Genomic DNA, 22,690 nt, shown 5'->3' on the forward strand with positions numbered 1-22,690 from the left:
TTCGTCTCATGGCAATTCACGCCCACCCAGACGACGAGTCCTCAAAGGGTGCGGCCACCATGGCCAAGTACGCCGCGGAAGGCAACCGCGTCAAGGTCGTCACGTGCACTGACGGCAGGCGCGGCGACATCCTCAATCCGGCTATGGACCGCCCCGGCGTGCTAGACAACATCCTCGACGTGCGCCGCGAGGAGATGGCGCGCGCCGCGGCGGCGCTTGGTGTCGAGCACGTCTGGCTGGGCTACGAGGACTCCGGTCTGCCGGAGGGCGACCCGCTGCCGTCGCTGCCGGAAGGCTCGTTCGCGGTGCAGGACCCGGAAGAAGTGGCAGCGGAGATTGTGAAGCAGATCCGCGAATTCCGCCCGCACGTGATCATCACGTACGACGAAAACGGCGGCTACCCGCACCCGGACCACCTGATGGTGCACGCGATTTCCATGATCGCCTGGGAGCGCGCAGGCGACCCGGATTTCGCCCCCGGCGCCGGCGAGCCGTGGACGCCGCTGAAGCTGTACTACTCGCACGGCTTCATCCTGCAGCGCATGAAGCTTCTGCAAGAGCGGCTTATCCAGCGCGGCGAGAAGAGCCCGTACGAGCTGATGATCAAACGCTGGGAGGAAAACGAAGGCGACGTCTTCGACCGCGTGACCACCCAGGTGGAGTGCGCCGACTACTTCCCGCAACGTGCCGAAGCGCTGACGGCCCACGCCACGCAGATCGATCCCGCCGGCGCTTTTTTGGCCAGCCCGGTGAAGGACCAGCAGGACGTCTGGCCCACCGAGGAGTTTGAGCTGGCCGCGACCAGGGTAAAGACCACCCTGCCGGAAACGGATCTGTTTGCCGGCATCGAGGAGGAAAACTAAATGTCTACGTTCACCATCTCTGCCGCCAGCGCCGCGAACTTCGTGCTGGCCCAGAACCCGGGCGAGACCCCGGTCGGCCCGGACTTCGGCAAAGCGTCGCCGATTGGGTTGCTGCTGCTGGTGGTCCTGGCCATTGTCGTGCTGTTCATCGGCTGGTCGTTTCACCGCCGCTTTTCCCGTTTCAAGCGCCGCCAGGCGTTCGCGGAAGCCCGCGGGATTGATCCGTTCGATGAGAAAGCCATCGACGAGGCCATGGAGAAGGCTGGTCTGAAGGACCAGCGGAAGAAAAACGCTTTCTAGCTGTCTAGAATCTATCCTGTGTCTGTCCTTTCGAAGCTGCAATACCCGCTGTACCCGCTGTATGAGGCGCGCCTGAAGCGCGAGCTGCGCGGCAAAAAGCGCCCGAAGCACATTGCCGTGATGGCCGACGGCAACCGGCGTTGGGCGCGCGAGGCGGGCTTCGAGGACATTTCCCACGGCCACCGCGTCGGCGGCGCGAAAATCGGCGAGCTTGTGCGCTGGTCCGCGGAGATGGACGTGGACGTGCTCACCATCTACCTGCTGTCCACGGAGAATCTGCAGCGCACCACCGAAGAGGTGGAGCTGTTGTTCGACATCATTTCCGGTGTCATCGAGGATCTCGCCACGGAGGACTACACCTGCCGCGTGCGGTTGGTTGGGCATTTGGATTTGTTGCCGGAGGACGTCGCTAAGCGGATGCGCGAGGGCGCGGCCGCAACCGATACGAAGCATGGACTCACCGTGAATATCGCGGTCGGCTATGGCGGGCGCCAGGAGATCGTGGACGCGGTGCAATCGCTTATCGACGACAAAGCGCACGCCGGAGTGCCAGCCACGGAGATGGCTGCCGAGATCACCGTGGAATCGATCGGGGAGCACCTCTACACCTCTGGTCAGCCGGACCCGGACCTGGTTATCCGCACCTCCGGTGAGCAGCGCCTGTCCGGGTTTTTGCTGTGGCAGGCCGCGTACTCGGAGATCTGGTTCACCGACATCTATTGGCCGGCGTTCCGCAAAATCGATTTCCTGCGCGCGCTGCGCGATTACTCGCAGCGCTCCCGCCGCTTTGGCAAGTAGCTACATTTTGCGCATGCGCACGCGTTGGACGGTGTGGTCGTAATCCTTGCGCAACACCAGCGAGGCGCGCACGCGGGTGGGCAGGATGTTTTCCACCAGGTTGGGCAGGTTGATGGTCTGCCACAGCTCGCGGGCGGCGTAGGCGGCCTCGGCGTCGTCCATGCCGGCGAAGCCCTCGAAGTGGTTTCCGGGCTGCTGGAACGAGGTATCGCGGAGTTTGAGGAAGCGCTCGATGTACCAACGCTCGATGTCTTCGGTCTTCGCGTCGACGTAAATGGAGAAATCGAACAGGTCCGAAATCATCAGCGTTGGCCCGGTCTGCAGCACGTTTAACCCTTCGAGGATGAGGATGTCGGGCTGTCGGACTTCCACGAACTCGTCGGGGAGGATGTCGTAGGCCTCGTGCGAGTAGACCGGTGCCTTGACCACTGGCTGGCCGGACTTGACCTCGGTGACAAACCGCATGAGGTTTCTGCGGTTGTAGGACTCCGGGAAGCCTTTGCGTTTCATGATCCCGCGCTCTTCCAGCACCGCCTTGGGGTGGAGGAAGCCGTCGGTGGTGACCAGGTCCACCCGCGGGTGCGAGTCCCAGCGCTGCAACAGCACTTGCAGCACACGCGCGGTGGTGGACTTGCCCACGGCCACCGAGCCGGCCAGGCCGATGATGAACGGCACGTGCCCCGGGTCGCCGCCGATGAATGTCTCGGTGGCGTTGGTGAGCTTTTGCCGGGCGCGCACCTGCAGGTGAATCAGGCGCGACAGCGGCAGGTAGATGTCCTCGACCTCCTGCAGGTCGAGGTTTTCGCCGATGCCGGAGAGCTTCTTTAGCTCCTCCTCGGTGAGCACCTGAGGCATTTTGGCGCGGCGCTTGCGCCAGTCCTCGCGGTGGAAGTCGAGGTACGGCGACGAATCGGCTCGAGACATAGCCACCATTGTTGCACCCGCGCAAAAGGGGAATAAATCAGCCTTCTGGGCGTGCCGATTTTCCTATACTTCGAGGAGTCGTAATCAACGCGAAAAGAAAGGACCCGGTCGACGTGTCTGAAGACCTCCGTTACCAGGATCTGGCCACCTACGATCCCGAGGTGCACGCCGCAATTGTGGACGAACTGGCGCGCCAGCGCGACACCTTGGAGATGATCGCCTCCGAGAATTTCGTGCCCCGCTCTGTGCTGCAGGCGCAGGGCTCGGTGCTGACCAACAAGTACGCCGAGGGCTACCCGGGCCGCCGCTACTACGGAGGCTGCGAGCACGTGGACGTGATCGAGGACTTGGCGCGCGACCGCGCCAAGGAGGTCTTCGGCGCCCAGTACGCGAACGTGCAGCCGCACTCGGGTGCGCAGGCCAACGCCGCGGTGCTCATGGCGTTGGCGGAGCCGGGCGACACCATCTTGGGCCTGGACCTGGCGCACGGCGGCCACCTCACCCACGGCATGAAGATCAACTTCTCCGGCCGTCTCTACAACGTGGAGGCGTACCAGGTGGAGGAGGACACCCACCAGATCGACATGGCCAAGCTGCGCGAGCAGGCCCGCGAGGTCAAGCCGAAGGTGATCATCGCTGGCTGGTCCGCGTACCCGCGCCACGAGGACTTCGCGGAGTTCCGTTCCATCGCCGACGAGGTCGGCGCCTACCTGTGGGTGGACATGGCCCACTTCGCCGGCTTAGTCGCCGCCGGCCTGCACCCGAGCCCGGTCCCGCACGCGCACGTGGTGTCCTCAACGGTGCACAAGACCTTGGGCGGCCCGCGCTCCGGTTTCATCCTCACCAACGACCTGGAGCTGCACAAGAAGCTCAACTCCGCGGTTTTCCCGGGCCAGCAGGGCGGCCCGCTGATGCACGTCGTGGCTGCGAAGGCGACGGCGTTCAAGATCGCCGGCACCGAGGAATTCAAGGACCGCCAGCAGCGCACCCTCGACGGCGCGAAGGTGCTGGCGGAGCGTCTGCTTGCCGACGACGCACGCGAGGCCGGCGTCTCCGTCGTCTCCGGCGGCACCGAGGTGCACCTCGTGCTGGTGGATCTGCGCAACTCGCCGATGGACGGGCAGCAGGCTGAGGACCTGCTGCACTCGGTGGGCATCACCGTCAACCGCAACGCGGTGCCGTTCGACCCGCGCCCGCCGAAGGTGACCTCCGGCCTGCGCATCGGCACTTCCGCGCTGGCCACCCGCGGCTTCGGCGAGGAGGATTTCCGCGAGGTCGCCGAGATCATCGCGGAGACGTTGATGAAGGCTGAGAATGCCGACGTTGATGCGCTGCGCGGCCGCGTTGAAGCCCTGGCGCGCAAGTACCCGCTCTACCCGGCCCTCGAGGATTGGAAGATGCTCTAGTCCTCCTCGGCTTCTCCGGCGTCGGCGCTTGCGCCGTCGCCGCCGTCGACTGCGTGCCCGCGCTGCTCCGCAAGAGTGGCGCGGGCTTTTTGCAGCCACTCGGGCTGGTCGCCGAGCAGCGCGCGGATTTCCTCGGTGGTCATCGCCTGGTCCACGCCGGCGTTTTTCAGCGCGGTCACGGAAATGCCCAGCTTGCGGGCCACCTCGGGGCGCGGGTGCGGGCCGGAAAGCCGCAGCTCCTGCAGCCACTGCGGCGGGTTGTCCTGCAGTTCGCGCAGTTCGGCGTGGGTCACGGCGCCGTCCTGAAACTCCTGCGGGGTGGCGGGGAGGTAGATGCCCAGCTTCTTTGCGGCGGTCACCGGCTTCATGGCGGTGCCGGAGGGGGTCTGTTCAGTCATGGCCAAAACGGTAGCATTGGCAGCCATGCTCACCATTGCCTTCGTCACCGGCAGTGAGCCGGGGAAGTGGTTCCGCCGATACGAGGAACTCACAAGAAGTCGCCTTGAGACGGTGCCGTCGGATGATCCGTTCGTGCTCGTCGGCAAGCAAGCAACTGCGGCGCTCGTGCGGCTTCCGGACGAGCGCGTCACCGACGAGCACCACGTGGTGCGCCTCTACGAAGAGGCAGCCGGCGTCGCGGTGCCGAAGGATTCCGTCTACGCGGAGGTGGGGGAGGTCACCCGCGCGGATGTGGCGGAGGAGATCGTGAACTTTGATGGGCAATCGCCTATCGACGACCTCCGGTCCGCCCTCCAAGTCGTCGCCGCGAACGTCGGCGTGGCCTTCGCACCCCTGCCGCTGTTGAAGAACCTCGCGCGCAAACAGATCAAAGCGTTACCGCTTGTGGGGGAGGAGCCGGCGACCCAGATCGCGCTTGTGTGGCGCAAAGTGGACGATTCGGACGCTGTGCAGGACTTTGTCGGCGTGACAAAGGGGAGGACGGTGCGTTCCTCGCGCGGAAAAGCGCACCCCCGATCGGGTGCAAAGAGGGCTCGACGTTAACGCAAAGTTCATAATGGACGATGCACTAATTTCAAGAATGAAAGGTAATGATTATGTTTTCCCGTAAGATTGTCGCTTCCGCAGCTGCACTGACCATTGGCGCAACCGGCCTGGTTGCTTGCTCCAACGATGGCGAGGGCGAGCCGACCTCCACCGAGGTCGTCTCCGAGACCGCTACCGAGACCGAGGTCGCCACTGAGACCGCTGGCGAGGGCGACGCCGACAAGTCCGGCGAGGCTACCGACGGCGCCGCAGCTGGCGATGCTGAGGCTACCGAGGAGATCACCACCGCTGACGGCGCAACCGCAATGGTGCCGGCTGGCGTGAAGTCCGCTATGGATCAGTACGCGCAGCCGGAGTGGGGCGAGCCGATGGCGGTTGAGGAGACCGACGGCGGCTGGATCGTCACCTACGACAACGAGCACTACATCACCTGGAACGAGAACACCGGCGGCGCACCGACCTGGGGCCAGATCGCTAACGAGTGGATCACCGACGTCCGTCTGGACCAGAAGATGGGCTTCCCGGTCGCACCGGAGACCGAGAACGCTGATCAGTCCGGCTGGACCCAGGAGTTCGAGAACGGCACCATCGAGTGGACCCGCGGCGGCACCGAGGATGCGTTCACCGCAATCGTCACCGAGAAGTAAAACGGCGCGTAACCTCGCCTGATTTCGAGCGCCACCTGGCTGCGGCCGGGTGGCGCTTTTGTGTTGTCTCGCCGACGTTTGCGCGCCGTGGTGCGGATCTGGACAATGGGTCGCATGCAAAAATCGGACTTTGCCATCCGGCCCATCCGACCGGAAGACTATCCGCAGGTACGAGCCATCTACGAGATGGGACTACAGACAGGCAACGCTTCTTGGGAAACCAAGGGGCAGAACTGGGAGCAATTTTCCCGCAAGAAGATCATGGAGACCGTCTTCGTGGCGGTCGATGCGGACGACGACAACAAAGTCCTCGGCTGGGTAGGGGCCGCAAAAGCCTCCACCCGCAGCGTGTTCCACGGCGTGGTTGAGGACTCGATCTACACCCACCCGGACGCACGCGGCCGCGGCGTCGCCGGCGCGTTGCTCGACCACCTGATCCAGACGTGCATCAGCTTGCACAAGTGGTCCATCCACTCCTGGATCTTCCCCGAAAATGAAGGATCCGCGGGCCTGCATAAGTCCCGCGGATTTGAAAAGGTGGGCACGTTCCACAACATGGCGCAGATGGCCTACGGCGAGCGCCAAGGCGAGTGGCGCGACTGCGACATCTGGGAGCTGATTCTGCCGATGTCGCGCGACTCCTAGCTCAGGTCTTCCTTGAGCGCCTCCTCGCGCACCGGCAGGAGGAGGACGAAGGCGATAACCGTCAGCGGGACCATGAGTAGGAACACAGGCGTCAGGCCGTCGTTGTAGCTGCTCAGCACCGCTTCCCGGAGGGGATCCGGAAGCTGGGCGACAGTGCCGGGGGTGAGGCTGTTCGCCGCGCCGTCCTGAAACTTCGCGGCGTACGCCTCGCCCTCCGGGCCCAGTTTCGCCAGCGCCTCCGGCAAGCGCTGCTCCAAGTTGTCACGCATGTTGTGGATGAACAGTGAGCCCGAAAGCGACGCGCCAATGGACGAGCCGATCTGGCGGAAGAAGTTGTTCGTCGACGTCGCTGTGCCGACGTGCTTGAGCGGGAACGAGTTCTGCACGATGAGCACCAGCACCTGCATGACCAGGCCCAGGCCAAAGCCGAAGATGAACATGTAGATGCCCAGCCTGGTCAGCGACGTGGTGACATCCAGGCGCGAGAACAGGAACAGCCCCAGCGTGGTGATGAGCATGCCAACCAGCGGGTAGATCTTGTATCGGCCGGTCTTGGAGATGATGAAACCGACCGTCATGCCGGTGACGAGCATGCCGATGACCATCGGCAGCATCATCAGGCCCGCCTCGGTGGGGGTGAGCTGGTGGACCATCTGCAGGTAGGTGGGCAGGTACGCCAGACCGCTGGTCATGGCCAGGCCCAGCACGGTGCCTGCCAGGGTGGTCAGGACCATGTTGCGGTTTTCGAACAGGTCCATCGGGATCAGCGGGTTGGCCGCGCGCAGCTCCACGAACACGAACGCCACGGTAGCAACCAGCGCGATAAGCGAAGTGGCGATGATGGTGGGGGAGGTCCACTCGTATTGGGTGCCGCCCCACGTGGTGGTGAGGATCAGCGAGGCGGTGGCCACCACCATTAGCGTGGTCCCGAGGTAGTCGTAGTGCATGCCCTTAGCAGTGCCGCGGCGCAGGCGCAGCACTGCGGCGCACACGCTCATCGCGAGCAGACCGAGCGGAATGTTCATCCACAGCGCCCAGCGCCAGCCGGGCCCGTCGGTGAACCAGCCGCCCAGCACCGGGCCGAGCACCGAGGACACGCCGAAGACGGCACCCATGACACCCATGTACTTGCCGCGCTCACGGGCAGGGACGACCTCGGCGATGATGGACTGTGAGTTCACCATCATCCCGCCCGCGCCCAGGCCCTGCACGGCGCGGCCGATGATCAAAAGCTCCATGGTGTGGGCGAACCCGCCGATGGTGGAGCCGGCCACGAACAGGCCGATGCCGGTGATGTAGAGCCACTTGCGGCCCAGGATGTCGCCAAGCTTGCCGTTGACCGGCATTGCGATGGTCATGGTGACCAGAAACGCCGAGATGACCCAGCTCATGTGGTCCACGCCGCCGAGCTCGCCCACGATGGTGGGCAGGGCGGTGGCGAAAATCATCTGGCCCAGCGAGCTCATCAGCATGGTCAGCAGCAGGGCCGAGAACACCAGTCCCACGTTCGGCGCGGTGGCCTGGGGCGGTTGTTTGTCCGCGCGGGTTTCTACCATTTCATCTCCTTTGCGTAAACGGCGAGATCGTGTGCGTTTGCCAGCAGTTGTTTGACGGGGTCAGCGCCCTCCGGAGGGTGCCACAGGTAGCGGCTCACCGCGCCCTGGAAGAGGATCACGATGAACTGCGTCTCGTCCTCCAACGTCCCGGGGAACTTGCGGTCCTCGGGGAAGCGCTCGAAGTGGGCGTAGACGGCGCGGCCGACCTCGGTGAGGAAGCCTCGTTTGCGCGCGGCCTCGGCGTGCATCAGCCCCGGGTTGTTTTCCAGTAACTCGTGGCGGCATTTCGCGGCCGGTCCGTCGAAGCGTCCTGGCTCCACCTTGATGGAGCGGATGACAAGTTCGAGCACATTCTCGCTCGGTGTCGTCTGGATTGCGGCGAGCGCATCCTCGCTGAACGTGAAAGGGAACGAACCTAGGATCGCCTCGTCCTTGGAGTCGACGTAGTTGAAAAACGTGCGCCTGGAAATGTCTGCGGCGCGGCAGATGTCGTCGACGGTGACGTTGTCGTAGCCCTGCGCGCGGACAAGCTTCGCGGCCTGGTCGCGGATGCGTTGCAGCGTCTCGCGCCGCTTCTGCTCCCGGATTCCTTCATTTTGCACGGGGTGCAATATTACACCCGGTGCAATTTAAGGCAAACCGGCCGATAATTCGCCTTCTACCAGGGCAATGTCGTCTTCCAGGTACGTCAGTTTCACAACGCCGGGCGTGCGCTTTTCGACGTCCCAACGGCCCTGTCCGTCATTACATCCCTTCGTCAACGGGATGGATTCGCCGCCCCCGCCGATCAGCGCGGTGCAGCCGGTCAGGGGATAGGTCACCGAGGCGGTGCCGCCGCCGAAGGTCGCCACCGCGGGCCAAGCTTTAACCTTCGCGTCGTCCTCCAAACTGTTCAGTGTGCCGGTAAACGTGCCCGATATGGTCTCGGTGGCGGCCGGAGGATCGTCGATAGGCTGCGGCTGCGCAGTCACCGTGACGGTTTCCGGCACCTCATTGACGGGCGCGGGTTTCGGGTTGGCGTACCAGTAGGCCGCCGCGAGCGCGACGCCGATGATGGCGACGATGAGCGCGAGCACCCCGCCGACGACCCACGGCTTGTTTGGCCCGCCCGCGGTGCGCAGCTCGGAGAAAGAATCAGGCATGGAAAAGCCCCCAGCAGGTTGGTTGATGTGCTGGGGGCTGATTCTAGCTAGGTGTGAGTTGTGGCCTAGTTTCGGTCAGTGTTGGCCATGGACAGCACGTCGAGGCGCTTGTCCAGCTCCTCCTCGGTGAGCTTCTCGCCGTCCACGAAGCCGAGGTCGATGGTGGCCTGGCGGATGGTGATGCCCTCCTTGACCGCGTGCTTGGCAATCTTCGCAGCGTTTTCGTAGCCGATCGCGGAGTTCAGCGGGGTCACGATCGACGGGGAAGACTCGGCCAGGGTGCGCATGCGCTCCTCGTTCGGCTCGATGCCGTCGACAAGCTTGGTGGCGAACTGGCGGGCCGTGTTGGCCAGCAGGCGGGAGGACTCGAGCACGTTACGCGCCATCATCGGGATGAACACGTTGAGCTCGAACTGGCCCTGGGTGCCGCCGAACGCGACAGCCGCGTCGTTGCCGATGACCTGCGCGGAGACCTGCGTTGCGGTCTCGCACAGCACCGGGTTGACCTTGCCCGGCATGATGGAGGAGCCCGGCTGCAGGTCCGGCAGGTGGATCTCCGCGAAGCCGGCCAGCGGGCCGGAACCCATCAGGCGGATGTCGTTGGCGATCTTGTACAGGGATACAGCCACGGTGCGCATCGCGCCGGAGAACTCCACCAGGCCGTCGCGGTTCGCCTGCGCCTCGAAGTGGTTCTTCGCCTCGGACAGCTGCTCGATGCCGGTGAGCTTGTTCAGCTCCTCGGTGACCTTGCCGCCGAACTCTGCCGGGGTGTTGATGCCGGTGCCCACGGCGGTGCCGCCGATGGCGAGCTCGCCCAGGCGCTCCAGGGTGGCCTCGACGCGCTGGACGCCCAGCTCGATCTGGCGGGCGTAGCCGGAGAACTCCTGGCCCAGGGTCACCGGGGTGGCATCCATGAGGTGGGTGCGGCCGGACTTGACCACCTCGTGCCACTGATTGGCCTTCTTCTCCAGGGACTCCTGCAGCACCTTCAGCGCCGGGATGAGGTCGCTGGCCGCCGCCTCGGTCGCGGCGACGTGGGTGGCGGTGGGGAAGGTGTCGTTGGAGGACTGGCCCATGTTCACGTGGTCGTTCGGGTGGACCTCAACGCCGTTTGCCTTCGCGATGGAGGCGATGACCTCGTTGGTGTTCATGTTCGACGAGGTGCCGGAGCCGGTCTGGAACACATCGATGGGGAACTGGTCGTCGTGCTTGCCGTCCGCGATCTCCTTCGCCGCGGCGATAATCGCGTCCGCCTTCTCGGCGTCCAGGTTGCCCAAGTCCTTGTTTACCTGCGCACACGCGGCCTTGAGCAGGCCGAGCGCGCGGATCTGCTGGGACTCCAGGCCGCGGCCGGAGATGGGGAAGTTCTCCACGGCGCGCTGGGTCTGGGCGCGCCAGAGCGCGTCCTTCGGCACCTTGACCTCGCCCATCGTGTCATGTTCGATGCGGTATTCCTGATCAGCCATGATTGTCCTTTACTTCTGTCGCGTGCACGCTGCGCACGGTAAAGTGCGCGCGTGCCTTTCCACTGCACGATTATGCACCAACCGGACATAGCGAGGAGATGAAATGCCCGAACCGCAGGCCATGAAGACCCCCACTTTGAGGGACGCGTTGGTGGGGCTCGCGTGCGTGATCGTTGTGGATGCCTTGCTGATAGGCCAAGCCTTTCTCATGCTGCGTTTGGAAGCCGGCAAGTCCACGTTGCTTGCGGCGTTTCCGGTTATGAGCCTTGTGGCGCTCGGTGTGCCTACGGTTGCGCTGCTGCGCTACCTGAAACGACGCAAAATTTCGCTCGGTTTCAACCGGCTCGGCGCGAAAGGATGGCACCTGCTCTGGGAATTCCCGGTCGCGGTGCTGTTCGCCGGGACAGCGGCGTCGTTGATCGGCCCGCTCGTCGGGTTCGAACCGACGGAGAAATCCACGCTGAACGACGGCACGAGCCTTGGCATCATGCTCACGCTGGCCACATACCTGTTAATTGGGCCATTCCTGGAAGAAATCGTTTTCCGGCGCCTGCTGATGGGATATCTCGACACCGTGGCCCCGGCGCTTGTCAGCGTGGTGGTGAGCTCGGTGATTTTCGGCATCGCACACATCGCTCCAGCAGCGATGATCTACACCGGATTTATGGGGATTGCCCTCGCCCTAACGACTCGTTGGCACAAGTCGCTCTGGGCGGGGTTCCTCGTTCACTTTTGCAACAACCTGCTCGTGCAGATCGCGGTGCTCAGCGGGGCCTAGTTCTCCGGCTCGGTGTAGTCCACCACGGAGTAGTCCTGCAGCTTGGCCAGCTGGTGCTGGGACTCCACGAAGCGCACGGTGCCGGACTTCGAGCGCATCACCAGCGAACGGGTGGTCGCACCCGACTTGCGGTAGGTCACGCCCTGCAGCATGTCGCCGTTGGTGACGCCGGTGGCGGCGAAGTAGCAGTTGTCGGAAGTGACCAGGTCGTCGATGCCCAGCACGCGATCCAGGTCGTGGCCGGCGGCGAGGACCTTTTCGCGCTCCTCGTCGTCCTGCGGAGCGAGCATGCCCTGGATCTCGCCGCCCAGGCACTTCAGGGCGCAGGCCGTGACGACGCCCTCCGGCGTGCCGCCGATACCCATCGCGATGTCGATGCCGTTGTCGGGCTGCGCCGCGGCGATGGCACCCGCGACGTCGCCGTCCATGATGAAGCGGACTTTGGCACCGGCGGTGCGGATGTCGTCGACAAGCTGCTTGTGGCGCGGGCGATCAAGCACAACCACCGTGATGTCGGCGGGGCGCACGCCCTTCGCCTCCGCGACAGCCTGGATGTTCTCGGCCGACGACTTCGTGATGTCGACCGCGCCGACCGCCTCCGGGCCCACAGCAATCTTGTTCATGTAGAAGGCGTCTTGAGGGTTGAACATGGAGCCGCGGTCGGCGGCCGCAATGACGGAGATCGCGTTCGGGCGGCCCTCAGCCATCAGGCGGGTGCCATCCACCGGGTCCACGGCGATGTCCACGGCGGCGCCGCGGCCGGTGCCCACCTGTTCGCCGTTGAACAGCATCGGGGCCTCGTCCTTCTCGCCCTCGCCGATGACGATCACGCCGTCCATCTCCACGGAGTTGATCATCTTGCGCATCGCGTTCACGGCCGCGCCGTCGCCCTCGTTCTTCTGGCCGCGGCCCACCCAGCGGCCGGAGGCGAGTGCGGCGGCCTCGGTGACGCGCACCAGCTCCATCGCGAGGTTACGGTCAGGGAAAAGTTCGGACTGTTCGGTCATGGGCAGGCCTTCCTAAGCATGAATCACAAAAAGACCCCTCTATTGTGGCACTACCATCCGCGTTAGTGCCCGTTCTTCCCACCTTTAAGGGGGACGCGGGGGCGCATGCCATACTGATCGGCGTGGCTAGCAACAAAAAACCCCGCATCTTCCAGGACGGACGAGACATCGCAATCAACTCCGTGCTCATTGTCGTGCTGATGGTCGTCGCCGTCGGCGCGACCGGGCTGTGCTCGTTTAACCCCGGCACGCCTGAGCAGGGGCCGGTCCAGGAGGTCGACGCGAAGACCTTCCTCGATTTGGAGGCGCGCGGCGTGGACTTCCCTGTGCGCTACCCGGAGATGCCGGAAGGTTGGGTCACCAACTCCGCGCGCCGCACCATGCTGGGCGGCCAGCCGGCGCCGACGGTCGGCTGGGTCACCCCGGACCGCGGCTTCATCCAGCTCACCCAGACCGGTGCCGACGCGAAGGAAGCGGCTGCGGGCGCGGACGCGAAGCCGCGCACCTTAGACCGCACCGAGGACGTCGACGGCCGCAGCGTGGAGGTCTACACCTCCGACGAGAAGGACGTGCGCGACCTGTGGGTCCTCGACGCCAGCGACGCCCGCCTGGTGCTCACCGGCGCCGGGGAGGCCCGTGAGTTCGAGGAGCTGATCTCGACCGCGCTGGCTACTGCTCCGATTGAGCATCCGGCGAGCTAGCGTTACCGCCCTGGCGGGAGCCGATGGCCTCCTCGACGCGCTGGGAGGCGCCGTCGAGGAGCACCTCGCACCGCTTCGCCAGCGCCTCGCCGCGCTCCCAGTACTTCAGCGACTCGTCCAGGCTCATTTGGCCTAACTCGAGGATCTTCACGGTCTCAATGAGCTCGTCGCGGGCCTGCTCGTAGCTCAAGGTGGCGGGATCCGGCAGCGCGTTGTCGTTGGCCTGGCCGGTGCCGAAAGAGTTCTCAGTCATGCTTTGTGTTCCTAATCTGCTTGCGTGGTGGACATGGAGGCGGCGGTAATGGAGCCGTCGCCGACGCGGATGCGCAGCTGCGATCCGGGCGGGGATTGGTCGATGGAGGTGACAACTTCGGCGTCTGAGCCGTCGCGCGGCAGCACCTGCACCACGGCGTAGCCGCGGGCAAGCGTTGCCGAGGGGCCCAAGGCGGAGACCTGGGCGCGCAGCCCGCGCACGTGCTGCGTTTCGCGCTGCAGCAGGTGGCTCACGTCGCGGCGGATCAGAGCGGTGGCGCGCTCGATCTCCTCGCGGCGGCGGTTGATGGCCATCATCGGGTCAGCGAGCGCGGGGCGCGTGCGCACCGAGGCCAGCCCGTCGCGCTCGCGTTGGACCCATCCGCGCAAGGCGGCGGCCATTCGGGCCCGCGCTTCGTCGATAAGCAATCGCTCCTGCGCCACGTCGGGGACCGCGCGCTTCGCCGCATCGGTCGGGGTGGCTGCGCGCACGTCCGCGACGTTGTCCAGCACCGGGTTGTCCGGCTCGTGGCCGATCGCGGAGATCACAGGAGTGCCAAGCTTAGCGACGGCACGCTGCAGCGCCTCCTCCGAAAAGGGCAGCAGATCCTCTACAGACCCGCCGCCGCGGGCGACGATGATCACGTCCACCTCGGGGTCCGCATCGAGCTTCTCGAGCGCCTCGATCACCGCAGGCACGGTGGTCGGGCCCTGGACCGGGGTGTTGATGGTTTCGAAGCGCACCTGCGGCCACCGGCCCTGCGCCACGGAGTGCACGTCGCGCTCGGCCGCGGAGCCGCGGCCGGTGATCAAACCGACCTTCCTGGGCAGGTAGGGCAGCGGCTTCTTGCGCGCGGGGTCGAACAAGCCCTCGGAAGCGAGCTGCTTGCGCAGCGCCTCGATGCGCGCCAGCAGCTCGCCCGCGCCGACGTGCCTGATCTCCGTGACGCGCATAGAGAAGGAGCCGCGGCCCGTATAAAAGGACGGTTTCCCCAGCACGACGACGCGGTCGCCGTCGTTGAGCGGCACCTGCATGCCCGTGAGCAGCGAAGTCTCCGCGGTGAGCTGGACGCTGGCCTGCTCCTGGGTGTCGCGCAGCGTGAGGTAGGAATACCGCCACGTTGGCTTTGTATTGACCTGGGTGAGCTGGCCCTCGATCCACAGCCAGCCGAGGCGTTCAATCCAACCCCTCACCGACGTGTTGAGCTTGGACACCGACCACGGCGATTCCGGCGAGCTCTTCGAATCTGCCACCGCATGCTCCTTTCCATTAGACGGATGCCACGTTACCCGGCGAGCCGACACCGCCCGCCTATTGTTTTTGACGCTGATTAGTTAGGGTTGGTTCCATGACAGATCAGGGTAAAAAAGTCCTCCTCGCATCCCCCCGCGGCTACTGCGCTGGTGTCGACCGCGCAGTGGAGACCGTAGAAAAGGCCCTGGAGAAGTACGGCGCACCCGTCTACGTGCGCAAAGAGATCGTGCACAACAAATACGTCGTGGAAACGCTGCAGGAGCGCGGCGTGATCTTCGTCGACGAGACCGACGAGGTGCCCGAAGGCGCCCACCTGGTGTTCTCCGCCCACGGCGTCTCGCCCGCGGTGCGCGACTCCGCCAAGAACCGTAACCTGCTCACCCTCGACGCTTCCTGCCCGCTGGTGACCAAGGTGCACAACGAGGCCAAGCGCTTCGCCCGAGACGGCTACCACATCCTGCTTGTCGGCCACGAGGGCCACGAGGAGGTCGAGGGCACCGCCGGTGAGGCCCCGGAGATCACGCATCTTGTCGACGGAGTGGACGGCGTGGACCGGCTGCCCGACTTCCCGGAAGACCAGAAGCTGGTGTGGCTGTCCCAGACCACGCTGTCGGTAGACGAGACCATGCTCATTGTGGACAAGCTGTACGAGCGCTACCCGAACCTGGAAAACCCGCCGAGCGACGACATCTGCTACGCCACCCAGAACCGCCAGGCCGCGGTCAAGGAGATCGCCCCGCGCTGCGAGCTGGTTATCGTGGTCGGCTCCCAGAATTCCTCGAACTCCCGCCGCCTAGTCGAGGTGGCGCTGGAGGCAGGCGCGAAGGAGTCGCACCTGGTGGACTACGCCTCTCAGGTCAAAGACGAGTGGTTCGACGGCGTTTCCACCGTCGGCGTGACCTCGGGCGCGTCCGTGCCGGAGATCCTGGTCAAGGAGCTGGTGGAGGAGCTCGCCCGCCGCGGCTACGCGGACGCGGAGGAAGTGACTACCACCGTGGAGACCATCACGTTCTCCCTGCCGCGCGATCTGCGCCTGCCGCGCCGCGAAACCCCGGCGGTAGCCCAGGGCTAGAGCGTTACCCCTTGTAGAGGTCCTCGCCGAGCCGGTCCGCGATCGAGGTGGAGCCGGACCGCGGGGACCTTTTCTGTGTGCGCTCGGCCCGCTGAGTGCGTTCAGTGCGCTTCACGCTGCGTTCCGTATCCGCGCGGCGCAAAAGCTCGTCCACTGACACGGCCTTGGCGCGCTCGCGCGCGCGGCGGCCTTCAGAATTCGTGCGGCGGTTGCTGCGGTTGATCCGGGTGCGCTCAGCGGTCTCGCGGCGCACCAGCTGTTCGTTGTGGCGCTTGATCAAGCGGATGCGCGCGAACGCAATAATGATGGAGCCCAGCGTGACAGCGAACAGCACCGGGAATAATTCGGTGACCGGGTAGAACACCAGGAGCAGCGCGGCCTTGCCCGAGGAGCCTCCTGCTGCGATCTGGTCGCGCGACATCACCCAGCCGGCGAGGACCACCGCGGTAACGAACAAGATCGGTGCGCTTGCCACGTTGAGGAACAGGCCGCGCGGATTGACCAGGGTGGACACCACAATCACCGCGACGGCGTAGAGGGCCAGAAACGGCCAGCCGATCACGCCGGTGGACAGCGAAAGCAGCGCGCCAGTAAACAGCGCGGCGAAAACGATGCCAATGCCGGACCCCGTGGGCAACCCGTGAAACGTTGCGGACGGGGAGGTTGAGTTCCGGTGAGAGACATGCGACACGCCAGACGAGTCTACTCCCCGGTGTTCTCGGCGGCGTGCCGGGCACGCGAAGAGACCGGTTTCAGTGCCGGGGCCTCGCCGCGCCGCGACGGCACCTGCGCCTCTTCGAGCTTGCGGGCGGTGACCATCACGCGCGAATCCATCGACGCCAGCGTGGCGTTGTACGCCTCCACCGCCTTGTCCAGCGAAGCGCCGACCCGGTTGTAGTGCTCCGCCATGGTGGCGAGGCGCTGGTGCAGCTGGCCGCCCAGGCGCTGGATCTCCTTCGCTGCGTGGTTCAGCGATTCCTGCCGCCACCCCAGCGCCACAGTGCGCAGCAGCGCGAACAGGGTGGTGGGGGTGGCGATGACCACGTCTCGGGCAAAGGCGTAATCCAGAAGCTCGGGGTCGATGGAAAGCGCGGCGTCCAGAAACGGGTCCGCCGGCACGAACAGCACTACAAACTCCGGGGTGGGCTGGAACGCCTCAATGTAGGACTTCGCCGACAAGGTGTCCACGTGCGCGCGCACCAGGTGGGCGTGGCGGCGCATGAACGCCTGGCGCTCCTCCGGGTCCTCGGTGCCGAGCGCATCCAAATACGCCTGGAAGGGCACCTTCGCGTCGACGACGATGTTTCGGCCCTGTGTGAGGCGGATGATCATGTCGGGGCGGACACGTGAGCCGTCGATAAGCATGTGCTCCTGGGTGTCAAAGTCGACGTGCTCGAGCATGCCGCCGAGCTCAACCACCCGCTCGAGCTGGATTTCGCCCCAGCGGCCGCGGGTTTGCGGGGAGCGCAGGGCGGTGATGAGCTGGTCGGTGCGGTCGCCCAAGCGTGCGGACGTGCGCCCGATCGCCTGGACCTGGCCCGCCAGCGAGGACGCGGAGACGGCCTGCTGCTTGTCCATCTCTTCGAGCTGCTCGCGCATGTCTTTCAGCGCGCGGGCGACTGGGCGCAGGTCCTGCGGCGGCTGTTGCGGGGTGGAGCGGCGCATCCAGGCGGCGCCGGTGAACACGCCGGCGATGAAGCCCGCGAGCAGGCCGGTGGCGAGGAGCAAAAGCACGGTGGCGGTCGACATAGCTGGCAGTCAACCACACCCGCCCGACACGCTAACGCTCGGGTTCGCTCATATGTTCGCCTGGGGTGTCCTTGCTGCTGTCGCCGGACTGCCACCCGCGCAACCGTTCAAGGCCACTGTCGCGCAGTTTGCGCAGGCTGGAGGTGCCGAAGCGCTCGGTGCGCTCGTCTGTTTCCTCGTCCGCCACGGGCGCGTTGACCCATTCGCGCTCGCCGCGCCACTCCTGGCGTTTGTGTACGGACTCTTTCTCCACGATCTCCGCGATGACGCGGCCCTCGTCGGTGGCGAACTCGATGTCGTGCGCTCCCAGCTCGCCGGCGTTGATGCGCAGCACCTCCAGCAGGTAGCGGTACGCCACCGCGACCATCGCCGCAGCCGGCACCGCGAAGAAACCGCCGACAAGGCCGAACAGTGCGCCGCCGACGGTCACGGAGACCAGCACGATCACCGGGTGCAGGTTCATCGCGCGCGACTGCAGCATGGGGGAGAGCACGTTGCCCTCCAGCTGCTGGGTGGCCAGCACGATCGCCAGTACGATCAACGCCTTGGTGAACCCGAGTGTGACCAGCGCGATCAGCACCGCCAACGCGCCTGCCACCACGGCGCCGACGATCGGGATGAAGCCGGCCACAAACGTGATCAGCGCGAGCGTGAACGCCATTGGCACGCCCACGATCGCGATGCCGGTGCCGATGATGATCGCGTCCACCAGGGAGCACACCGCCTGCGCGCGGATGAAGCCGGACAGGGTGTTCCAGGCGCGGGTGAGCAGCTCCGTCAGGTACAGGCCGGTGCGGCCGCCGGTGGCGGAGCGCAGCCACGGCAGGAAGCGGTGGCCGTCCTTGAGGAAGAAGAAGGTGAGCACGAACAGCACCATCAGCGTCACCGACAGCCCGGCCGCGGTGTTGATGCCGGAGAACACCCCGCCGGCGATCGCGCCCGCCTGGTTCTGGATCCACCGCTGGATCTCGTTGACGCCCTCGTTGAGGTTTTCCGGGTCCATGTTCAGCGGCGGGCCCTGCGCCCACAGCTGCAGGCGCTGAATGCCCTCGAACGCCTGGATATACAACAGGCGCGATTGCCCCACCAGGTCGGGGGCGATGAGCATGCCGATAAACGCCAGCACCCCGAAGAACAACAGCATCGTCAGCAGGGCTGCGAGGCTGGAGGGGACCCTGTGGCGTCGTAAGGCAGCTGCGATGGGGGCGAGCACGGTGCACACGATGAGCGCGAGCACGACCGGCAAAAAGCCTGCCCAAAACGCGCCGATGAGCTGGCCCACCGCGTACAAAAACACGGCGATGACCAGGATGCGCAGCGTGAACTTCGCCGCGGAAGCGATCCAGTCGTTGAACACAACGTTGCGGTCCACGCGGTCGTCGCGCACGGGGGTCTGGATCGGTTCACTCACGCGCACTATTGTGCACCATTGCATTTTGCTTTGCGACGGCCCACCTCACGGCCCCCTCCGAACCTCGCGCAAGCCTCCGCTAGGATGTTGCGACGTGAGCCTTACTCTTGGAATTGTCGGTCTGCCCAACGTTGGCAAGTCCACCCTGTTTAACGCCCTGACGCGCAACGAGGTGCTTGCCGCGAACTACCCGTTCGCCACCATCGAGCCCAACGTGGGCCTGGTGGAGCTGCCGGATCCGCGCCTGGACCGCCTGGCGGAAATCTTCGACTCGGAGCGCGTGCTGCCCGCCACGGTGTCCTTCGTAGACATCGCCGGCATTGTCAAGGGCGCCTCCGAAGGCGAAGGTATGGGCAACGCGTTTCTGGCCAACATCCGCGAGGCGGACGCGATCTGCCAGGTCGTGCGCGCGTTTTCCAACGACAACGTCATCCACGTCGACGGCAAAGTCGACCCGTCCTCGGACATCGAGGTCATCAACACCGAGCTGATCCTCGCCGACCTGCAGACCATTGAAAAGGCCCTGCCGCGCCTGGAAAAGGACGGCCGCAAGGACAAGGACATCGCCGCCCAGGCCGAGGAGGCCAAGAAGGCCCAGGCCGTGCTCGAAGACGGCCGCACGCTCTTCGCCGCCTCCAAGGGCGGGGAAGTGGACCTTGCGCTGCTGCACCACCTGCACCTGATGACGGCGAAGCCGTTCCTCTACGTGTTCAACTCCGACGAGGACGTCCTCACCGACGACGCGCGCAAGCAGGAGCTACGCGACCTGGTCGCCCCCGCCGAGGCGGTGTTCCTGGATGCCCAGACTGAGACGGAGCTTTTGGAGCTTGACGACGAAGACGCCGCCGAGCTCCTCGCCGCCGTCGGCCAGGACGAACCGGGCCTGCAGACCCTGGCGAAGGCCGGCTTCGACACCCTCGGCCTGCAGACCTACCTCACCGCAGGCCCGAAGGAGGCCCGCGCCTGGACGATCCGCAAGGGCGACACCGCCCCGAAGGCCGCCGGCGTGATCCACTCCGACTTTGAAAAGGGCTTCATCAAGGCCGAGATCGTCGGTTTCGACGACCTGGACGCGGCCGGCTCCATGGCCGAGGCCCGCGCCGCCGGCAAGGTCCGCCAGGAAGGCAAGGACTACGTCATGGTCGATGGCGACGTCGTGGAGTTTCGTTTCAATGTAACCTAAATGCGCTATGAATAGCGTATGACTACACGTGCTGCTATTTACCTCCGTATCTCGCTAGATGCTGCCATGGACGGCCTCGCCATCGACCGGCAGCGTCAGGACTGCGAAGCCCTCGCCGAGCAACGCGGCTGGGACGTCGTGCATACCTACGTCGATCAATCGATCTCTGCATCAAAGAAGGACGTGGACCGTCCCGACTACGACGCGATGGTGGCGTCCTTTGAGCGCGGCGAGATCGACGCGATCATTTGCTGGGACCTCGACCGCCTCACACGACAGCCCGCGCAGCTCGAAGAGTGGATCGACAGGGCGGAAGAGCAGGGGCTGAAACTCGTCACCGCGAACGGTGATGCTGACCTTGCCACCGACGGCGGCAGAATGTACGCGCGTATCAAAGCAGCCGTGGCGCGCGGCGAGATCGAACGCAAAAGCATGCGCCAATCCCGTGCGCAACAGCAGCGCGCCGAGCAGGGCCGCTGGTACTCCGGCGGTGTGCGCCCGATCGGCTACACCTCCACCGGCGAGATCATCCCATCCGAAGCCGCCGCCGTGCTCGGTATGTTCCGCGCTGTCGAGAGGGGCAACTCCATGCGCGACATTGCGCGCGCCTTATCTGGGGTCGATCAACCGGGCTTGCCGGACATTCCGACCACGCCGCGCCATATGCACACCGTGATCACAGAGCGCAACGCACGCCGTCGCGCTGCTGGCCAGGAAGAAAAGTCGGTTCCCGACGCGCAGCCGTGGGCTTACACGTCGTTGCACTCGATCCTGCGCAACCCCGTGTATGCCGGTTACTCCACCTATAAGAAGGCCAAGCGCAAAGGCGTGAAGAACAAATACCGCCGTGTCACGCATATCGTCCGCGACCCCGATACCGGCGAGCCGGTGAAAGGGCAGTGGGAGCCGATCGTCACACCCGATTTGTGGTGGCGTGTGCAAAACGTGCTCGATGATCCCGACCGGCTGACAAACAAGGAGCGCCGGAACACTCGCCGCCATCTCGGTTCGGGTCTGTATGTCTGCGACGAGTGTGGCAACCCCGTGCACACGCATGCCGACCGCTACCGCTGCGCGGCCTGTGGCTTAGTGCGCACTCACAGCGTCGATGATTTTGTGCTCGCCGTGATCCGCGCCCGCCTTGGCCGTGACGACCTAGCAGACCTGTTGCCAACTGCGGATGACGACGAGGTCGACGCCATCGACGACGAACTCGCTGAGCTTCGCGCAAAGCTCGCCCGCGTCCAGGCTGACTACGACGAGGAGCTTATCGAGGCCCGTGACCTCAAGCGCGCGCGAAACCGTTATGAGCCGCAGATCGAGAAACTCGAAACGCGCCGTGCCCGCCTTGCTGGCGCATCGGCGCTGCTCGACACAACCGGCTACGCCTCGCCCGTGGACGCCTTCGACAACGCAGAGCTTGCCGTGCAGCGTCGAGTCATCAACACCCTGTGCCAGGTGCGCCTGCGCCGTGGCGTGCGCGGCACCAAGACCTTCAACCCTGAATCGGTGCAGATCGTGTGGAACTAGGTTGCAGTGTGTGACACGTCAACAATCGCGCGCATGTGCTGCGCCTTAGGGGCGGCCTAAGCAAGCGCACGACACCGTGCGCTTGCGGCGTGCGAAACTAGGCAGGAGTTTCGCGCAGCTGACGTTGGCGAGGATGACGTCAGAAGAGAGCAAGGACGAAAGGGCGTGTTGCGGGCAACCCCACTCCGTACGGGGTGAATCCAAGACATAGCGGACCAAGGACAACCAACGCCCTCCCGAGCCTAAGGCCTGTGAAAAGTACCAATATAATTAGAAAACTGGTTCTATTCCCATTTGTATTCACTTAGGATAGTCTCCCTTTTGAGGCAATCCCGCCTCATTTCCTCTCTCAAAGGAGACTGTTATGACCCCCAAAAAGCGCACTCGGCAGTTTGCAGCGCTGCTGATTGCCGCTGCTCTGAGCGTTTCCGTATCTAACTCAGCCGTTGCTTCCGCAGAAGAATTCCAAGACCACGGCGCCAAGGGAGGCTTTGCTTCCGGTGTGATGGCCGAGCTACTCGGCGAGGCAGCACCAGCCATCACAACCTACTGGGCATCTGTCGGCCGGAAAGTTCGCTACCCTGCAGGTGGCGGTACCTGGGAGTACGGATTCTGGGACGCTAAGGCGCGTTCTTATTTCACCGTGAATCGGTGCCATACTTCGACTGTGACCGTCAACGACAGAACGCAACGAAGCATCAACACCCGCGGCGGCCAGAAGTCGATCGCCGAGCTTTGGGCAACGAATTTGCCGGGCACTAAGGACAGCTACTACTACGACTTCTGCTAGAACTCATGCGCATTCGACCCCTAGTACTTGGGCTTTTGAGCCTACTTCTTGCTGCAGTCATCGCGACTACTGGGTGGCTGCTGACAGCCCTGGTTGACTCCACCAAGCCCTTGTCCTTAGGGGTCGAATCAACCTTTAGTCTTGACTACGTCGAGCCTAAGACTTCACTCGCGGAGGAACTTGAGTCAGACTACGCACCGACGGTAATCC

25 protein-coding genes are annotated in these 22,690 nt (G+C 64.8%); 13 read left to right on the forward strand and 12 right to left on the reverse strand.

The genetic code is table 11. From position 1 onward, the window contains the following. Positions 1-8: 8 nt before the first annotated feature. From mca to CAFEA_RS03810, 3 genes are read left to right on the forward strand one after another with little or no spacing between them, the layout of a single operon-like run. Positions 9-863, forward strand: coding sequence for a mycothiol conjugate amidase Mca (gene mca, locus CAFEA_RS03800; protein ID WP_034999597.1), 855 nt, complete (start codon positions 9-11; stop codon positions 861-863). Then, complete coding sequence (locus tag CAFEA_RS03805) at positions 864-1,163, forward strand: hypothetical protein (protein WP_034999599.1); 300 nt, start codon at positions 864-866, stop codon at positions 1,161-1,163. 18 nt (positions 1,164-1,181) lie between these two features. Continuing rightward, a complete protein-coding gene (locus CAFEA_RS03810) occupies positions 1,182-1,961 on the forward strand; it encodes an isoprenyl transferase (RefSeq protein ID WP_034999600.1) in 780 nt (259 codons plus the stop codon). Here the strand turns inward: CAFEA_RS03810 and coaA are convergent, their stop codons facing one another. Continuing rightward, positions 1,962-2,885 (reverse strand): type I pantothenate kinase, encoded by a 924-nt coding sequence (coaA, locus tag CAFEA_RS03815; RefSeq protein WP_034999963.1) that lies wholly within the window; start codon positions 2,883-2,885, stop codon positions 1,962-1,964. Between the two features lie 113 nt (positions 2,886-2,998). Here coaA and glyA point away from each other — a divergent pair, with 113 nt between their 5' ends. After that, a complete protein-coding gene (gene glyA, locus CAFEA_RS03820; protein ID WP_063938392.1) occupies positions 2,999-4,291 on the forward strand; it encodes a serine hydroxymethyltransferase in 1,293 nt (430 codons plus the stop codon). On the opposite strand, the gene CAFEA_RS03825 is transcribed toward glyA, so the two are convergent. Next, positions 4,288-4,716: a DUF5997 family protein gene (locus tag CAFEA_RS03825; RefSeq protein WP_392389866.1), complete on the reverse strand. Its 429-nt coding sequence runs from the start codon at positions 4,714-4,716 to the stop codon at positions 4,288-4,290. The genes glyA and CAFEA_RS03825 overlap by 4 nt on opposite strands. On the opposite strand from CAFEA_RS03825, the gene CAFEA_RS03830 reads away from it, so the two are divergent. The 3 genes from CAFEA_RS03830 (at position 4,715) to CAFEA_RS03840 (ending at position 6,588) form a co-directional block, all read left to right on the forward strand. Beyond that, positions 4,715-5,293 carry a LysR family transcriptional regulator substrate-binding protein gene (locus CAFEA_RS03830; protein WP_063938394.1) on the forward strand — a complete coding sequence of 193 codons (579 nt, stop codon included), beginning with the start codon at positions 4,715-4,717 and terminating at the stop codon, positions 5,291-5,293. The two genes, CAFEA_RS03825 and CAFEA_RS03830, sit on opposite strands and share 2 nt — an antisense overlap. Positions 5,294-5,346: 53 nt before the next feature. Then, positions 5,347-5,943, forward strand: a complete 597-nt coding sequence (locus CAFEA_RS03835) for an LGFP repeat-containing protein (RefSeq protein ID WP_159437628.1) — start codon at positions 5,347-5,349, stop codon at positions 5,941-5,943. A gap of 114 nt (positions 5,944-6,057) precedes the next feature. Continuing rightward, positions 6,058-6,588 (forward strand): GNAT family N-acetyltransferase, encoded by a 531-nt coding sequence (locus CAFEA_RS03840; protein WP_063938465.1) that lies wholly within the window; start codon positions 6,058-6,060, stop codon positions 6,586-6,588. On the opposite strand, the gene CAFEA_RS03845 is transcribed toward CAFEA_RS03840, so the two are convergent. From CAFEA_RS03845 to CAFEA_RS03860, 4 genes are all read right to left on the reverse strand, one after another. Next, positions 6,585-8,144 (reverse strand): MDR family MFS transporter, encoded by a 1,560-nt coding sequence (locus tag CAFEA_RS03845; protein ID WP_063938400.1) that lies wholly within the window; start codon positions 8,142-8,144, stop codon positions 6,585-6,587. The two genes, CAFEA_RS03840 and CAFEA_RS03845, sit on opposite strands and share 4 nt — an antisense overlap. After that, positions 8,138-8,746 carry a TetR/AcrR family transcriptional regulator gene (locus CAFEA_RS03850; RefSeq protein ID WP_076589953.1) on the reverse strand — a complete coding sequence of 203 codons (609 nt, stop codon included), beginning with the start codon at positions 8,744-8,746 and terminating at the stop codon, positions 8,138-8,140. Before CAFEA_RS03850 ends, CAFEA_RS03845 begins: the two co-directional genes overlap by 7 nt. Positions 8,747-8,773: 27 nt before the next feature. Beyond that, positions 8,774-9,286, reverse strand: a complete 513-nt coding sequence (locus CAFEA_RS03855; RefSeq protein WP_063938405.1) for a hypothetical protein — start codon at positions 9,284-9,286, stop codon at positions 8,774-8,776. A 65-nt stretch (positions 9,287-9,351) separates the two neighbouring features. Next, positions 9,352-10,752, reverse strand: a complete 1,401-nt coding sequence (locus tag CAFEA_RS03860) for a class II fumarate hydratase (protein WP_063938407.1) — start codon at positions 10,750-10,752, stop codon at positions 9,352-9,354. A 103-nt stretch (positions 10,753-10,855) separates the two neighbouring features. Here CAFEA_RS03860 and CAFEA_RS03865 point away from each other — a divergent pair, with 103 nt between their 5' ends. Then, positions 10,856-11,530, forward strand: coding sequence for a CPBP family intramembrane glutamic endopeptidase (locus CAFEA_RS03865; protein ID WP_063938409.1), 675 nt, complete (start codon positions 10,856-10,858; stop codon positions 11,528-11,530). On the opposite strand, the gene glpX is transcribed toward CAFEA_RS03865, so the two are convergent. Then, positions 11,527-12,537 (reverse strand): class II fructose-bisphosphatase, encoded by a 1,011-nt coding sequence (glpX, locus tag CAFEA_RS03870; protein ID WP_063938411.1) that lies wholly within the window; start codon positions 12,535-12,537, stop codon positions 11,527-11,529. The genes CAFEA_RS03865 and glpX overlap by 4 nt on opposite strands. 122 nt (positions 12,538-12,659) lie before the next feature. On the opposite strand from glpX, the gene CAFEA_RS03875 reads away from it, so the two are divergent. After that, positions 12,660-13,238, forward strand: a complete 579-nt coding sequence (locus CAFEA_RS03875) for a DUF4245 domain-containing protein (protein WP_063938413.1) — start codon at positions 12,660-12,662, stop codon at positions 13,236-13,238. Here the strand turns inward: CAFEA_RS03875 and CAFEA_RS03880 are convergent. Next, on the reverse strand, positions 13,207-13,491 hold the full coding sequence (locus CAFEA_RS03880) for an exodeoxyribonuclease VII small subunit (RefSeq protein ID WP_034999625.1): 285 nt from the start codon (positions 13,489-13,491) through the stop codon (positions 13,207-13,209). The genes CAFEA_RS03875 and CAFEA_RS03880 overlap by 32 nt on opposite strands. An 11-nt stretch (positions 13,492-13,502) precedes the next feature. Further along, a complete protein-coding gene (gene xseA, locus CAFEA_RS03885; RefSeq protein ID WP_063938415.1) occupies positions 13,503-14,744 on the reverse strand; it encodes an exodeoxyribonuclease VII large subunit in 1,242 nt (413 codons plus the stop codon). Positions 14,745-14,839: 95 nt separating this feature from the next. Between xseA and CAFEA_RS03890 the strand changes: the two genes are divergently transcribed. Continuing rightward, positions 14,840-15,817: a 4-hydroxy-3-methylbut-2-enyl diphosphate reductase gene (locus CAFEA_RS03890; protein ID WP_063938417.1), complete on the forward strand. Its 978-nt coding sequence runs from the start codon at positions 14,840-14,842 to the stop codon at positions 15,815-15,817. Positions 15,818-15,821: 4 nt separating this feature from the next. Here the strand turns inward: CAFEA_RS03890 and CAFEA_RS03895 are convergent, their stop codons facing one another. Genes CAFEA_RS03895 through CAFEA_RS03905 form a run of 3 tightly spaced genes read right to left on the reverse strand, consistent with a single transcriptional unit; the run spans position 15,822 to position 18,977 of the window. Further along, positions 15,822-16,508, reverse strand: a complete 687-nt coding sequence (locus CAFEA_RS03895; protein WP_200803046.1) for a DUF6542 domain-containing protein — start codon at positions 16,506-16,508, stop codon at positions 15,822-15,824. An 11-nt stretch (positions 16,509-16,519) separates the two neighbouring features. Beyond that, the gene (locus tag CAFEA_RS03900) at positions 16,520-17,566 is read right to left on the reverse strand and encodes a DNA recombination protein RmuC (RefSeq protein ID WP_063938419.1); all 1,047 of its coding nucleotides are present in this window, start codon (positions 17,564-17,566) and stop codon (positions 16,520-16,522) included. Between the two features lie 31 nt (positions 17,567-17,597). Next, positions 17,598-18,977 (reverse strand): AI-2E family transporter, encoded by a 1,380-nt coding sequence (locus tag CAFEA_RS03905; RefSeq protein WP_253704997.1) that lies wholly within the window; start codon positions 18,975-18,977, stop codon positions 17,598-17,600. Positions 18,978-19,071: 94 nt separating this feature from the next. Here CAFEA_RS03905 and ychF point away from each other — a divergent pair, with 94 nt between their 5' ends. The 3 genes from ychF (at position 19,072) to CAFEA_RS03920 (ending at position 22,480) form a co-directional block, all read left to right on the forward strand. Beyond that, positions 19,072-20,160 (forward strand): redox-regulated ATPase YchF, encoded by a 1,089-nt coding sequence (gene ychF, locus CAFEA_RS03910; RefSeq protein ID WP_063938423.1) that lies wholly within the window; start codon positions 19,072-19,074, stop codon positions 20,158-20,160. A gap of 18 nt (positions 20,161-20,178) precedes the next feature. After that, the gene (locus CAFEA_RS03915) at positions 20,179-21,690 is read left to right on the forward strand and encodes a recombinase family protein (protein WP_063938425.1); all 1,512 of its coding nucleotides are present in this window, start codon (positions 20,179-20,181) and stop codon (positions 21,688-21,690) included. A gap of 364 nt (positions 21,691-22,054) precedes the next feature. Further along, the gene (locus CAFEA_RS03920; protein ID WP_253704999.1) at positions 22,055-22,480 is read left to right on the forward strand and encodes a lactococcin 972 family bacteriocin; all 426 of its coding nucleotides are present in this window, start codon (positions 22,055-22,057) and stop codon (positions 22,478-22,480) included. The last annotated feature ends 210 nt before the right edge of the window (positions 22,481-22,690 follow it).

Origin of the sequence: Corynebacterium afermentans subsp. afermentans (genome assembly GCF_030408355.1) — a bacterium.
Classification (GTDB): domain Bacteria; phylum Actinomycetota; class Actinomycetes; order Mycobacteriales; family Mycobacteriaceae; genus Corynebacterium; species Corynebacterium afermentans.